General features: G+C 43.1%; 11 protein-coding genes. 2 read left to right on the top strand and 9 right to left on the bottom strand.

What is annotated here, in order from left to right; genetic code table 11:
* Positions 1 to 160 precede the first annotated feature (160 nt).
* Entirely contained in the window at positions 161 to 2,602 is a 2,442-nt protein-coding gene (gene pbp1b, locus QZ158_RS00775; RefSeq protein ID WP_293873241.1) for a penicillin-binding protein PBP1B, read from the bottom strand.
* Positions 2,603 to 2,801: 199 nt separating this feature from the next.
* Here pbp1b and tyrS point away from each other — a divergent pair, with 199 nt between their 5' ends.
* Positions 2,802 to 4,058 carry a tyrosine--tRNA ligase gene (gene tyrS, locus QZ158_RS00770; RefSeq protein ID WP_293873238.1) on the top strand — a complete coding sequence of 419 codons (1,257 nt, stop codon included), beginning with the start codon at positions 2,802 to 2,804 and terminating at the stop codon, positions 4,056 to 4,058.
* A gap of 56 nt (positions 4,059 to 4,114) precedes the next feature.
* Entirely contained in the window at positions 4,115 to 4,957 is an 843-nt protein-coding gene (locus QZ158_RS00765; RefSeq protein WP_293873235.1) for a putative RNA methyltransferase, read from the top strand.
* Between the two features lie 50 nt (positions 4,958 to 5,007).
* Here QZ158_RS00765 and QZ158_RS00760 read toward each other — a convergent pair whose 3' ends face one another.
* The 8 genes from QZ158_RS00760 to QZ158_RS00725 form a co-directional block, all read right to left on the bottom strand.
* Positions 5,008 to 6,306, bottom strand: a complete 1,299-nt coding sequence (locus tag QZ158_RS00760) for a response regulator transcription factor (RefSeq protein WP_293873232.1) — start codon at positions 6,304 to 6,306, stop codon at positions 5,008 to 5,010.
* Between the two features lie 12 nt (positions 6,307 to 6,318).
* Positions 6,319 to 7,965: a sensor histidine kinase gene (locus QZ158_RS00755; RefSeq protein WP_293873229.1), complete on the bottom strand. Its 1,647-nt coding sequence runs from the start codon at positions 7,963 to 7,965 to the stop codon at positions 6,319 to 6,321.
* Positions 7,966 to 7,967: 2 nt separating this feature from the next.
* Positions 7,968 to 8,579, bottom strand: coding sequence for a YesL family protein (locus QZ158_RS00750; RefSeq protein WP_154859119.1), 612 nt, complete (start codon positions 8,577 to 8,579; stop codon positions 7,968 to 7,970).
* Between the two features lie 194 nt (positions 8,580 to 8,773).
* On the bottom strand, positions 8,774 to 10,255 hold the full coding sequence (locus QZ158_RS00745; RefSeq protein ID WP_287515943.1) for an ABC transporter substrate-binding protein: 1,482 nt from the start codon (positions 10,253 to 10,255) through the stop codon (positions 8,774 to 8,776).
* Positions 10,256 to 10,318: 63 nt separating this feature from the next.
* The gene (locus QZ158_RS00740) at positions 10,319 to 11,251 is read right to left on the bottom strand and encodes a carbohydrate ABC transporter permease (RefSeq protein WP_023022064.1); all 933 of its coding nucleotides are present in this window, start codon (positions 11,249 to 11,251) and stop codon (positions 10,319 to 10,321) included.
* 13 nt (positions 11,252 to 11,264) lie between these two features.
* Positions 11,265 to 12,194 (bottom strand): sugar ABC transporter permease, encoded by a 930-nt coding sequence (locus QZ158_RS00735; protein WP_048691310.1) that lies wholly within the window; start codon positions 12,192 to 12,194, stop codon positions 11,265 to 11,267.
* Positions 12,195 to 12,405: 211 nt separating this feature from the next.
* A complete protein-coding gene (locus QZ158_RS00730; protein WP_293873195.1) occupies positions 12,406 to 14,286 on the bottom strand; it encodes a beta-N-acetylhexosaminidase in 1,881 nt (626 codons plus the stop codon).
* On the bottom strand, positions 14,280 to 15,149 hold the full coding sequence (locus QZ158_RS00725) for an ROK family protein (protein WP_293873192.1): 870 nt from the start codon (positions 15,147 to 15,149) through the stop codon (positions 14,280 to 14,282). The genes QZ158_RS00730 and QZ158_RS00725 overlap by 7 nt, the downstream gene beginning before the upstream one ends.
* Positions 15,150 to 15,214 lie beyond the last annotated feature (65 nt).

Genomic DNA, 15,214 nt, shown 5'->3' with positions numbered 1-15,214 from the left:
TTTATAAAGTTTGATTTAACTGCTGTAAGCTTCTATTTGGACAATATTTCAAATAAAGCGCACGACAAATTACTTGTCCTTATTATATCGTATTTTCACAAAAAACACAAGGTTTTCTCTAGACATGAAAACGATTTTATGGTATTGTCCCTGATAATTTTTATCGATTTTGTCCACTCGATGATGAACTGCTTGGCGTGCTAGAATTGTTTGTCCGGTTGCTATTGCGATTTCCATTGGAAGGATTAGCTGAACCACCTAAGATTCCAGCCCAGGCGCTAGCATAATCACTATCTGATCCACCAATCGCAAAGCGGTAGGTCGTTTGTGGAGCACCATTTTTAGCCCAATAGCTGGTAACCGTCGCACCCGACACATCGATATCACGACCATTGACATTGACACGACCAGGTCGTTGTCCTGTCGATTTGAGAACAGTCGATGAAATGACACTGCTATCTAGGGTGAAGCGATCTTGAACGCCCCAAGCATTTGGATCTGCCTGATAGATGGCATTGGCTAAATAGGCCATGTAGCTTGCGTTGTTGTTGTAACCTGTCAATGGAGCCATAGAAGCATTGTTATCGTGTCCAATCCAGCCACCTAAGGTGAGATTTGGAGTAGACAGCATGAGCCACATATCTCCATTCTCATTGGTAGTTCCGGTTTTCCCGATCCAATCGGCATTAGCAAGGGTTGGGTTGACCTGGCTGATCCGGCTCTTGAAGGTCGTTGTTGCACCGGAGCTGATGACACCTCTTAACAGATCCTGCATGATAGTCGCAGTTGCTGCTGAGTAAACTCGAGTTGGTTTGCTTTCGTGTTGGTAAACAACTTTTCCGTTTTGATCCATGATTTTTTCAATCATGTAGCGTTTTTGGTAATTCCCATTATTGGCAAGGGTTTGATAACCGTTTGTATGTTGGGCGACGCTTACTTCGATCCCGCCTCCCATTGGCAGACTTTCAATGCCGTACTCAGCGATATCGTAGCCCATTTTTTCCATATAGCCAGGTACATCGACACCCTTTTCACGGAGAGTACGATAGGTCCAATAAGCTGGGATATTCCATGAGGTATTGAGGGCCTCTCGGAGGTCCATCATACCAGTTCCTCGGTTATCCACGTGCATAATTGGCTCTCCACTAGAGAAGTTGGTTGGGTAATTGGAGACGATGCTATTGCTTCCCATCAAGCCTTGGTCAATGGCGATTCCATAAGCCAGCAAGGGTTTAATAGTAGAACCTGGAGAACGCTTTGTATCAAAGGCATGGTTATTTTGATTCCCGTCAAAATTCCGTCCCCCAACAAAGCCAAGAATCGCTCCTGTTCGGTTGTCCATAAGGACATTCCCAACTTCTACCGTTCCCGTTCCATCATCCAAGATACCACCATAATTGGCAACTGCTTCTTGCATGGCATTGTAGATAGCTTTGTTGATAGTGGTTTGGACCGTATAGCCACCCTCTCTCAATTCTTTCTTCGCTAACTCTTGATAAGACTTAACCGTTGAATTGTTTTTTAGGTCGTGACTAGAAACGTTGTCTCTCTTGATTAGATACTCATACATAGCATCTTCCGCTTCACTAACAACTTGGAAATACAAGTAGTCGTGTGGTGTCTTCTCGATGCCATTTGAAGGAAGGAAATCCTTGCTTAGATCATATTGACTATATTGGTCGTACTCTTCCTTGCTGATAGCACCCGTCCGGTACATATTGTACAAGACATCCTTGGCACGATCCAAACCTAAAGCTTGATTTTCCGGAGTCTTTAGGCTGCCATCAGAAGCGTAAGGTGAGTAGACAATTGGACTCTGTGGCAAACCAGCAATAAATGCCGCCTGTGGGATGGTCAAGTCTTTGGCAGAAACTCCAAAAATCCCTTGAGCAGCTGCTTCTACTCCCGCGATATTCTGCCCACGGTTGTTTCGACCAAATGGAGACACATTGAGGTAGGTCGTTAAAATTTCATCCTTATCCATTACCCGCTCAAGAGCAAGGGCATCGATAATCTCAGTGGCCTTCCGTGAGAAGGTCGGTGCATCTCCCACAACTTGTTGTTTAATCAACTGTTGGGTCAGAGTCGAACCCCCACTAGAAGAACCGACTCCAGCAACTGAACCCAAGGTGGCCCGGATTACTGCCTTTGGAACGACCCCATTATGGCTATTAAAATTCTCATCCTCTGTAGCAATAACAGCCTTTTTGACATTGTCCGAAATCGCATCCTTTTGAACAGGGATCCGAATCAAGTCACTGTCAATATCAGAAATGATGCTTCCATCTGAGTAGGAAATCTTTGAAACGCTGGAAATATTTCGTACTTGTTGAACCAATTGGGTCGGATCCGGTGTCTCTGTCTCATTAAATAGGCTGGCTGCATAGCCAATCGCAATCCCTGCACCAAACAAGAGACCACCTAAAGCAAACACCAATAGCACATCCCAAAGGAGTTTCATCGTGCGGAGAATCGTTGCCACGAAATCTCCTAGTGACCAGCCCTCCTTGTCTTCCTTCTCATCGACTTCAACAGTCATCTTGGCAAAGAAGTCTTTTATTTTCTTCCCGCACTTTGTAAAAAATTCTCTCATTTGACTCACTCTATTTCTCCTTGTCCTTCCTATTATACCAAATGGACCTCTTTCTTTTCAATTCCTAAAGTTGAGAACACCGTTTCCAACTGGATTTTTTTCGTCCTTTCATTGCTATTTCAAGTCATTATGGTAAAATAGAGAGAAACCATACAGATACTGGACTGTTTTCATCGATCCGGCCAGTAGCTTAGAAAAGGAGAGAACGATGCACATTTTTGATGAGCTAAAAGAACGTGGTTTGATTTTCCAAACGACTGACGAAGATGCTTTGCGTAAAGCCCTAGAAGAAGGACAAGTATCGTATTATACTGGCTACGATCCAACTGCTGATAGTTTGCACCTTGGGCACCTTGTTGCAATCTTGACCAGTCGTCGCTTACAATTGGCAGGCCACAAACCTTATGCGCTTGTCGGTGGTGCGACCGGACTCATTGGAGACCCTTCTTTCAAAGATGCCGAGCGCAGTTTACAAACTAAGGAGACTGTAGACGGTTGGGTCACTTCTATCCAAGGGCAATTGTCACGTTTCTTAGATTTTGAAAATGGGGAAAATAAGGCTGTCATGGTCAATAACTACGACTGGTTTGGCAGCATTAGCTTCATTGACTTCCTTCGCGACATCGGAAAATACTTTACTGTCAACTACATGATGAGCAAGGAGTCTGTGAAGAAGCGTATTGAAACAGGGATTTCTTACACTGAATTTGCTTACCAAATCATGCAAGGCTACGACTTCTTTGTTCTGAACCAAGAACACAATGTAACCCTGCAAATCGGTGGTTCTGACCAGTGGGGAAATATGACTACTGGTACCGAATTGTTGCGTCGGAAGGCTGACAAGACTGGTCACGTCATCACTGTTCCCCTCATTACAGATGCGACTGGTAAGAAATTTGGTAAATCTGAAGGGAATGCGGTCTGGCTCAACCCTGAAAAGACTTCTCCATACGAAATGTACCAATTCTGGATGAATGTCATGGATGCGGATGCTGTGCGCTTCTTGAAGATCTTCACTTTCTTGTCACTGGACGAAATCGAAGAGATCCGCAAACAGTTTGAGGCTGCTCCTCATGAACGCTTGGCTCAAAAGATCTTGGCGCGTGAAGTGGTTACCCTTGTCCACGGTGAAGAAGCTTACAAGGAAGCCCTTAATATCACGGAGCAACTCTTTGCAGGTAATATCAAAAAACTTTCTGTCAAAGAACTCAAACAAGGACTTCGTGGTGTGCCAAACTACCAAGTCCAAGAAGAAGACAACCTCAACATTGTTGAACTTTTGGTAACAGCTGGTGTGATCAACTCCAAACGCCAAGCCCGTGAAGATGTTCAAAATGGAGCTATCTACGTCAACGGCGAACGCATCCAAGAGCTTGACTATGTCTTGAGCGACAGCGATAAATTAGAGAATGAATTGACCGTTATCCGTCGCGGTAAGAAAAAATACTTTGTTTTGACTTATTAAAAAGAAGACCTCTGAAGCTATGACTTTCAGAGGTTTTTTGGTACACTAGATGTATCATGACGATCAAACCAAAATTACAACGATTTCAAACAGCCACTGCTTTTGCCTGTCCCATCTGTCAAGAAGCCCTCGACCTGATCCAACAAAGCTTGGTCTGCACTAACCGCCACTCCTTTGACCTTGCTAAGTTTGGCTATGTGAACTTAGCCCCACAAGTGAAGGCTTCCAAGGACTATGACAAGGAAAATTTTCAAAACCGGCAACTCGTTCTAGAGAACGGTTTTTACGACCATATCCTCACTAGCCTGTCAGAATGTTTGTCTCCACTGGACCATCCAGCCAACATTTTAGATATTGGTTGTGGAGAAGGCTACTATTCGCGCAGCTTACAAGAACGCTATCCAGACCATTCCTTTTACGCCTTTGATTTATCTAAGGAATCGATCCAACTGGCTGCCAAAAGCGACCAGGAATGGAAGGTCAAGTGGTTTGTCGGAGATTTAGCCCGTCTCCCTCTTTTGGACCAGAGCATGAACCTTCTCCTAGATATCTTTTCGCCAGCAAATTATCAGGAATTTAAACGGGTCCTGGCCCCAGACGGTCGACTTATCAAGGTCATCCCAACAGCCGCCCATCTGCAAGAGATTCGTCAGAAGGTGAAGGACCACCTGGATCAGGCCGATTATTCCAATGAGCAGATTATTCAACATTTCTCTGATCATTTTACGATTGAAAACACCATCCATTGCCAGGAAACCTTCGAACTCACACCAGCATTGCGAGAGGCTCTTCTGAGCATGACGCCTCTCCTCTTTCACGTCGATCCAGCTCAAATTGACTGGAACGATCTGACTCAGGTCACCATTTCTGCCACGATTTTGATCGGAAGAAGCAACTAAAAAAACCCTCCATTTTTTAATCAATGGAGGGTATTTTTCATGTTTTCAGATTAGTCACTGTCCTCTACGCCGATTTGTTGACGGTAGGCTTTAGGAGACTTGCCACACAACTTGCGGAATACTTTATAAAAGTAACCGACATTGCTGTAGCCGACCTCATAGCAAATATCTTCAATGCTTTCCGTTGTGGACAACAGCAACTGTTGAGCTGCTTTGATCCTTTGTTTATTCAGGAGTTCCGCAAAGGTGGAATTGGTCTCACGCTTGATCAATTGCCCCAAATAAACAGGATTGATATAAAGGTCTTTACTGATATCCTTGAGCGACAGTTCCTTCCGATAGTCGCGCCCAATCACTTCTAAGACGGTCGCCACATTATTGTTCATCCGATATTGAGAGAAGAAACTCTCTAATTGATTTCGAACGCAGGTAACAAGATCCTCAAAAGTCGTTGTCTCATGAACAGCTTTCACAACTTCTGTCAGGTCATCTCCCTGCAGGTGTTCAAACAAATGAAAGACATCCATAATGAACTGAATAAAGAGTTGCTTGGCTATCGCCACTTTTGGGGTATGGCTTCTCACGGTTTCTTCCAACCAGTTCAACTCCTCCAAAATCTGTTGGATATTTCCCTGAATGATGACACGGTAGATGGGTTCGTAGTAATTAAAGACACCATCTTCTTCCTCCAAAGGGAGATCCCCATAAAACAGACTTCGTTCAACAAGCTCTTTAAATTGTTGAAAATGTTCTTTGTAAGGTGCTTGGAAACGGCGCTGTAGGAAAGCTCTCTCATCCTCATCTGAAAGATAGAGTTGAAGGTTTTTTCCTAAGACCTGATAAGACGAACTGGCAAAGCCTTTCCTCTCCTTATCCACTCCAATCCAGAGTTCTTTTCTCCCCCGGATGGCTTGTTCGAATTCTTCCTCTGACCAGTCTTCATGAAGGAGGCGATTGGCCGTCTCTTGGTCTGGTTTTTTTAGAGTTTGAGATAATTTTTCTAGGATATTTCCTAACTCCACCTTATTGACAGGCTTTAGCAGGTAGTCTGCTACCCGGAGGTTTAAGGCTTTTTTTACATAAGCAAAATCCTGGTAGCCCGACATAATGATATAAGCCGCATGGGGAAGAATGGACTGCATTTGATCAATCATTTCCAGACCAGTTTTTCCTGGCATATTGACATCCGTAATCACGATATCCACTGGATAATCCGCAACATAGGCCAAGGCCTGATCTGCATCCTCTGCTGTGTAAACAACTTCCATGTCCCATTTTTCAAAGGGAATCAGTTTTTTCAACCCCTCCGTAATCATATATTCGTCGTCAACCAATAAGACTTTATACACGATTTTTTCCTCTTAAGCATCCTCGATGGTAATCGTATAGAGGACACCTTTTCCTTTTTCTGATGTAATTTGAATGTGGTAATGATCCCCAAAGTAGAGAAGGAAACGCTCGTGGACATTGACAATCCCAATGGATTGCCGTCCCTTACTCTCTTCTACTTCCTCTCGAGGATCCCTATGACTCAACATTTGTTGGATTCGTTGCAACTGGCTCGGTTCCATTCCTCTCCCATTGTCTTGAACACGAATTTCCATCGCTTCTCCAACACGACGGACTTTGATACTAATGACATTGTCCTTGCGCTTGTGATCAATCCCATGGACAAAGTAATTTTCCACTAATGGCTGGAGAGTAAACTTCGGAATAACCATCTCTTCTAGACCGGGTTCAATTTTAAAGCCATAAGCAATCGATTTTGGATAACGCACCATACAGAGATAGCTGTATTTTCTACAAAATTCCAACTCATTTTCTATGGTCGTTTCTTTCTCCTCTGAAATATTGTTTCGAAGGAGACTACTAAATTCGTAAATAATATCAGCTAATTCTTCTTGATCCTGCATAACTGCATACATGCGAATAAACTCCATGGTATTATACATAAAATGCGGATTAATCTGCGCTTGCAAGGCCTTCAAATTGGCATCTTTTTGGCTCAGTTGTAGCTGATAGATATCACGGATAGACTTGTCCATATTGTCTAACATGGTATTGGTCGTTTCTGCAACTAAAAGGAGCTCCTGCTCTTTGGTATCCACATTGATCCGTCGATCAGAATCCCCCTGGCTGATGGCTTCCATGGTATCTACCAAATCCAACACTTGTTTTTGGTAATTACGGAAAATTCGTTGAAGCAAGAGATACAAGACCAAGACCAGGATTAAGGCGACCGAAATCATCCAGGTAAAACTAAACAAGGCTGTTCGAACCGTGTAAGAGGTCGGAATCCCAACCCAGATTTGATAGCCGTAAGCAGTATCTCGCACAATCCACTGGCTGTGATCTTTAGGGTTGATATCCCCTCTGTGGTAAAAAACCTTGCCCAAGGGATTATAGATTTGGACGGCAACTGGAATCGTGTCTTGAATATTGTCAACGACAGAATCCAATAGCGCTGGATTGATTTTAATATAAGCCAGCCCAATATCCTGGCCAGTCGTCACATCCGTTAAGGAGACTGGGATTGCTTGCGAGCTGGCCTTGTACCGATCCGCTGGAACTTGTTGCCCTCCTTTTTTATTTTTACTGGAGACAAACACAGTCGTATAGTCATTTAACACCAAATCAATTTGATCAATAACATCGTGTTCCAAATACAGAGTTTCAACATTACGGTGCAGCGAAACTTGAATATAATTGGAGAAATAATTATCCAATCGCCAGCTTTCGTATTCAGAAGGCGTCATTGAAAAATACTTGTAAACTCCTTCGAGCTTGGCAGGATTCTCTACCAGACTCTTCCCCCATTGAGAAGATCTCTTATAAATATCCTCTACCTCAGCAGTCAAGCGCGAGGAAATCAACTGAGCAATCCGTTCTGTTTCTGCTTTCTGATTATGCCAATAGACCAAGGATACCGTCACGCCTAAGGTCGTGATGATCCCCACCATGATATAGGCATAGAACTTCAAAAGAGTCGCTAACCATATTTTTTTCATAATTAAGAAACCACTTTAGAGCGAATTGTTTCATAGACTGGTTGAAAAATATCATTGACAAAGAAATGCCACAAGCCCAGTAAAACAAAGAAGAATAAAGCCGGAACGAAATGGGTAACAACCCCTAACAGAAAGGTCCCCAAGAGAAACTTGGTCACTGCACGAATATCCAGAAAAGCACCAATGAAACTCAACTTCAAGCTATTAAGATAGGACAAGTCAAAATGGACTTGAAGCTTGAGATAGACTGCAAAAGTCAGAGGAGCTACCAATAAGAAAATCAAATTGACCAATAAGATAAAAATCTGAAACAGGGACAAGTGGGGCAATTGAACCATCAGATACATGCCATAAATAAGAATAGCTTCGATTAAAAAAAATGTATAGAAAACCTGGTTGGCCCGACGAAAGTTTTCTTTATAAAGCGACCAAGCTTCAGACCAACCATACTGTTTGTAATCAGATCCATGTTCGGCATATAGACTCATAATCGTTGCACTAGCCGGCCCAAATCCAAATAGGATGCCTCCACAAAAGGTTAAAGCCCAAAAGATCCCTGTTGCCAGCATGGCTAAATAGACCCTTGTAAAAATAAATTCAATCATTCTTCCCATAATTTGTCTCCATGTTCATTTGCTGTAGAGGGGAGCTTACGACTTAGTATAGTTTCCCTAGTACAACTGATGATTATACCCTATATTATAGCACATTTCCCCTGATGGTTTCGATTTCAAAATCATCAACAGAAAAGACTTTGAAGCGCGAAGACCTCAAAGTCTTTTGATAGACTTAAGCAAGTAATGTTAGCTTATTTCTTAGAAGCAAGGTACTCATCGTATTGTTTTTGGATTTCATCCAAGACTTTTTGGTAGGCACCTTCTGATTTCAATTTTTCAAGCATCTTAGGAATTTCAACTTCAGGATCTACTGTACCTGTATTGATGGCACTTGTGAATTGGTTCAAAGTGTTTGTAAGGGCAGTGATTTCTGATTTCACGTTTTCAGTGTTGAAGATGAAACCAAGTGCTGGAGATTCTTTTGCAGTTTCCAAGTCTTTCTTAGATTGTGCAATTTGCTCATCCGTTACGTTTTCGTTGATGTAAAGAATCCAGTTGTTACCAGTATTCCATCCAGACATGTGAGTGTTTCCGTTGTAGCCATCCAAGACTTTCACACGGTTTTCTTTACCTTCAACTTTTTCCCAGTTCTTGCCTTCTGGACCATAAACAAGACCGTTCAAGAGTTCTGGATTTGTGTTCAAGAGGTTCAATACTTCCATTGCTTTTTCTTTGTTCTTAGAGTTGTTTGAGATGACAAAGTTTGCAACTTGAGTAGTGTTGTTCTTCTTGTAAAGTTGAGTGAATGGTTTGATCTCGATCTTACGGTTTGCTACACGAGTAAGCAAGCTGTTACCGTAGTCAGCAGGTCCTACTGTTTCTTCACGTACCAACCAAGTATCTTGAGAAAGGTCATATCCAGTGTCGCTTGTAGCTACATCTTTTGGAATGTAGCCAGCTTCATAGTATTTATGAAGAGTCTTCAAGTTTTCAACATAACGTGGAATAGTGTAACGGTCAACGATCTTAGTTGTGTCACCTTGCAAATCGACAACGAATGGAAGTCCATCTACTGCAATGTAATCGAAGTCATCAGAAGGTCCACCGTAGCTCTTGTTCATTGCGAATGGAACAACGTTTGGATCTTTTTCTTTGATCGCTTTCAAGACTGGTTCAAGGGAAGCATAGTCTTTTACGTTTGAGATGTCGATACCATATTTTTCAAGAAGTGGTCCGTTGAAGGCAAAGTTTTGTGAAGATGCAACGTTGGCTGCAACTGGAACCGCATAGATCTTGCCGTTTACAGTATTTCCTTTGATGTAAGCTGGGTCAAGTGCTTCGTAGAGCTCTTTTCCTTCTTTCTTGTACAAGTCTGTCAAGTCAGCGTAGGCGCCTTTTTGAGCGTTGATAACATAGTTGTTTGCGAAAGCAATATCGTAGCTTTCACCAGATGAGATGATAACGTTCATCTTCTTGTCGTAGTCGCCCCAACCAAGGTATTGGATGTCTAATTTAACGCCAGCTTTTTCTTCGATGATCTTGTTCGCATTTTCTAACAAGGTATCCAAGTTATCCGGTTTGTCACCGATTTGGTACATTTTGATAACTGTTTTACCGTCTTCACTCTTAGAAGATTTTTGGTTATCACCTGTCAAGTTACCACAAGCAGCAAGAGTTGCTCCAAGTGTGAGAACGCTAGCAGAAGCTAAAGCATATTTTTTCCAATTTTTCATGAGAAAAACTCCTTTTTTATTTTTCTTTATTAACATTGTGAAGGGTGGGTGAGAAAGGTTCGATTACTCTTTCACACCACCGATGGTCAATCCTTTTACAAAGTAACGTTGGAAGAATGGATAGAGGATAGCGATTGGAACTGTTGCCACCACCACCATGGCCATCCGTCCAGTTTCCTTAGGAAGGGATTGGACCGCACCAGCGATTTGGCTAGAAGCACCGACGGATTTAGAGATGTAATCCATATTATTTTGGATTTGCATCAGCAAGTATTGAAGGGGATAGAGGTTTTCACTCTTGATGTAGAGGAGGGCGTTGAACCAGTCATTCCAGAAGCCGAGGGCTGTAAAGAGACTGATGGTCGCAATCCCTGGGAGAGAAAGTGGCAAACAGATCTGGAAGAAGATCCGTGTCTCACTGGCTCCATCTATCCGAGCAGACTCAAGAATGGCTTCTGGGATCGTCCGTTTGAAGAAGGTTCGCATCAAGATTATATTGAAGGGACTCAATAACATCGGAATGATGAGGGCTCCAACTGTATCTCCTAAATGAAGCAATTGAGTGGTAACAATGTAACCTGGTACCATCCCTGCGCTAAAGAGCATACTCAAGAGGGCAAAGACAGTAAAGAAATTTCTGTACTTAAAGGTTCTACGAGAGATCGCGTAGGCATAGGTCGTTGTAATAAAGACATTACATGCTGTCCCTACAATCGTTACAAACAAGGTAATGAAGAGGGCTTGAAGAATCTTATCCTTAAATTGAACGAGGAAAAGATAGCCATCTGCACCGAATTTAGCAGGCCAAAATTGGAAGCCGTGAATTGCCAAACTTTGTTCATCTGTCAAGGAAATCATGACAACGAAGATGAAGGGCAAGATACAGGATAGAGCAACCAAGCCGACGATGCTACTAAAGAAGATGTCTGCTTTCTTACTGAAGGAGTGGATCCCAACATTATCAACTTTTTCTTTTTTAATTTTTGATTTTGCCATGGTATCCTCCTTTCTAGAAGAGCGCTGCATTCTTATCAATCCGACGTGCTACAATATTAGAAAGTAAAACGAGAATCAATCCGACAACTGATTGGTAAAGACCAGCCGCTGCGGCCATCGCAATATCTCCTGATTTAGCAAGTCCGTTGTAGACATAGACATCAATTACGTTTGTCACACTATAAAGGGCACCTGAGTTATGTGGGATTTGGTAGAACAATCCAAAGTCAGCACGGAAGATATTTCCGATGGCAAGAATGGTCAAGACCGTAATCAAGGAAGCCAACTGAGGAATGGTAATGTGGCGGATTCGCTGCCACTTAGATGCTCCATCCACTGTTGCGGCCTCGTAGAAGGTTGGGTCAATCCCCATGATGGTTGCATAGTACATAACACTGCTATAACCAAAGCCTTTCCAGATTCCTAAGAATAGGAGAAGCGCTGGCCAAATGGCAACCTCTGTATAGAAGTTGATTCCTTTCATCCCAAGTGATGTTAAGATATGGTTAATCAAGCCTTTATCGACGTTTAAGAAGGCATCTGTAAAGAAGCTGATGATAACCCATGACAAGAAATAGGGGAACAACATTGATGTTTGAAACACTTTAACCAACCGTTTGGAACGCATCTCACTAAAGATAATGGCAATCCCAACAGAAACAATCAAGCCCAAGAAAATAAAGGCTAGGTTGTAAAGGACGGTATTTCTTGTAATGATATAAGCATCTTTAGAACTAAAGAGGAATTTGAAGTTATCAAATCCTACCCACTTACTCTTCATTACACTATCAATAAATCCCTCTCCGGTGATATGATAGTCTTTAAATGCGACAACGTTTCCCAAAACAGGTATGTAGAAGAATAAAATCAACCACGCTGCACCTGGTAAAACCATCAAGAAGAAAATAAAATTTTCTCTCAAGGTCTTAACAAACTTTTTCATCTGACTCCCCCCTTTGTCATTTTATTTTTGGTAACGTTTACATTTTTTATTATAAAACTCTATGAAAACTTTTTCAAACTCCTAATTATAGAAAAAATTCTACAAATTTATGACATAGCCTTAAAAATGGAGAAAAAAGGAGAAGAAATATCTCCATCGGACATCTTTCTCCTCCTTCAACAGCATTTTCTTTAAAGATACCCTTTTTGAATTAGGTCGTATAAATGGTCGAAGCTGTCGCAATGGTATGCCACTGGTTAGCCGTCGTCGCTGCGAAGTCCTTATCTCCGTAGAAATCATTAAATGGCAAGATGTCTACTTCTAGTTCGTCGATACGAGAGATTTCGCCTGCTAGGTAGTTTTCAATGCGGCTTTCTGCGCGCTTGATCCGTTGCAAGAGGCCTCCCATACGAATATCCACTGTATCCAAGCCAAAGACCTTGTTTTCTTTCAACCATTGGTGGCTAAAGAGCTTGTGGAAATTTTCAATCTCGCTTCTGAGTTTTGGTAATTCTTGTCTGGCGATTGCTTGCAGACCTTCTTTATCGTTTGTTTGGTAGGCCTGCCGAATGCGTCGTCCCACATCCACTTTGCTACTTAAAATCTGGTTCAACTTGGCCTGAGTTTCAAAGAGATAAGCATAGTTTCCAGCTTTTTCTTTGATTTCAGCAAGCGTCTCAGCTGCCTGAGCAAAGTGCGGTTTGTCCTGTTCAGGTGTCATGTGTCTGTCAAGAATCGGACAGAGAACATCCTGATAAAAGACATAGCGGTTGGGATTGATACCACTGAGATTACCTGGCAGGTCTGGCAAAAGGTTAGCTAGGTCAATCTGCATGAAGTCCTCAACTGATAGACCCGTATTGGTCTTGAAGTGAGCAGATAAATGGTCTAGGCCATTGCGGTAGCTGAGTTCTGCCCAGATTTGCAAGCTTGGTAAGATAGAAAATTGGGCAGTTTCCCCACCATTGTCCCCCCAACCCGTTACAATGACTTCTTTGATGTCATTAGCGCGACAGGCTTTGTTGGCCTCCATAGCGATGAGATGGCTGAAATGGTTGTTGGGTGTAAAACCGATCCACTTCCAAGCTCCGCCTGCAAAGGCAATATCTTGGCTAATCTTGTGGTGATTGCGGAAATTGCGGTTGTATTTTTCCTCGCTGTCCTGATAATAATCCCAGTAAACCAAGGTCACACGGTCTTTGAGACGGTCTAGGTAGACACGCGTTTCCTCAGGAATTTCCACATCGCGGTCATACTGGCCATCTGTTGACATGAGTTTAAAGAACATATCGCTCCACATTTGGCAGTGGAAACCATACTTATCGGCGATATCCAGCACGCGCTCCAAGTGTTGACACATGAGGAGACTGCGGTCTACAACGCCGTTCAAAATGAGGTAGCGCCCCAAACCAACCAAGTGAGCTTCGTCCATTCCGATATTGACCTTGCGAGTTTGTAGTTTAGATAACGTCGCAAACATCCCATCAATCAGGTCATAGACTTTTTCTTCGCCGATGAGGAGAATGTCTTCTACATCGCGGAGTTGCTGGACTTCTTTGACACCCCATTTGACAAAGGCTGATAAGTGAGCCAAGGTTTGGATGCATGGGACAAAAGTCATGTCAAACTGTTGGGAGTATGTTTCAATTTCCTGTAACTCTTCAGCAGAATAAGCTCCACGGAAATAACCAAAGTAAGGTTGTCCCTCAATCTGATAGGTGTCCTCCATATATAGCTCAAAGATTGAGTAGCCCATGAGAGCCAAGACTTCAATCATCTGTTTGGCTGATGCGACATTGAGCACGGCATTGCGCGAACAGTCCGCCATATAGGCCAAATCTTCGTAAGCTGCCTGTTCCTCAATCTCTACCTTGTCTCCTTCTGCTAAAGCTGTTGCCAGCACAGACAAGGCGCGGTAAAGTTGATGCGGTTTGCGGTAGGTCAATTGATACTGTCCACTCTCACCCTTGATAGAGATAGAAGCTTGGTCAGACTGAGCAACCGCCACTTCTACATCTGGTAGAGAAATGTGATTTTTTAATACTTCGATAGATTGTGCTTGTTTGGGACTAAGTCCCGTAAAAGTTACCATTGGTTTTCCTCCTGTAACCAGTTGACAAGGGCACCGTAGAGATTGGCATCTGCCTGGTAGGTGCAGGCTTGAATGACTGGAGCGATGGTATATTCTTCATATCTTTCCACAAAGGTGTCTACTGCTTTTTGAACCCCTTTGATAAAATCAGGGTTCTGACTGATAGAGCCACCTAGACTAATCACATCTGGGTCAATCAGGTACTGGATATTGAGCAGTCCTTGAGCAAGATTACGGTTCATGCGCTCAATGGCTTCCTGGCAAAGGGCATTGCCGGCTGCTGCCTCTTGGTACACCTTGCGGCCGTCCCAGTCAGTCTGACCAGATTTTTCGATGACATAGCGAACCATATTTCCTGTAGAAGCGAGTTGCGACCAGTTGTTGAGCTTTTCTGCCGGCTCGATGGTGGTCATGTAGCCAAACTCACCGCCCAAACCATGACGACCACGGTGTAGCTTGCCATTGATGATCATGGCCCCACCGATCCCTGTCCCAACCACGACACAGGCTGCATTTTCAATCTCAGGATGAGCTAGCAGTTCACTCAGTCCGACACAGTTAGCATCATTTTCTAGATGGACAGGAAGTCGGTGATGAGCAAGAACCTCATACCAAGAAAAACCATGAATGTAAGGAATGGCACTGATTCCTTCAATCACTCCTGTTTCTTGATTAACGGCACCTGGTACACTCATAGCAATTCCACGATAGTCTTGTTCTGACAATCGCTGGTCCAACCAAGCTAGCAACTCTTCCAGAGTCTCTGGAGTCGGAGTGCTGGCCTTATCTAAAATTTTTCCATCAGGTGTGAGACTAGCAAATTTTATGCCGGTCCCTCCGATATCAATGGTTGCAAGGGTCATGGCTTTCACCTGTAAAAAGGAGCGAGTCAGCAATCGATTCTTACTTTGTCGCTCCTCCTTTCTTG

Source organism: Streptococcus sp. A12, assembly GCF_905372335.1.
GTDB lineage: Bacteria > Bacillota > Bacilli > Lactobacillales > Streptococcaceae > Streptococcus.
The sequence above is the reverse complement of the archived record's forward strand: the minus strand, read 5'-3'. Positions and strand labels throughout refer to the sequence as shown.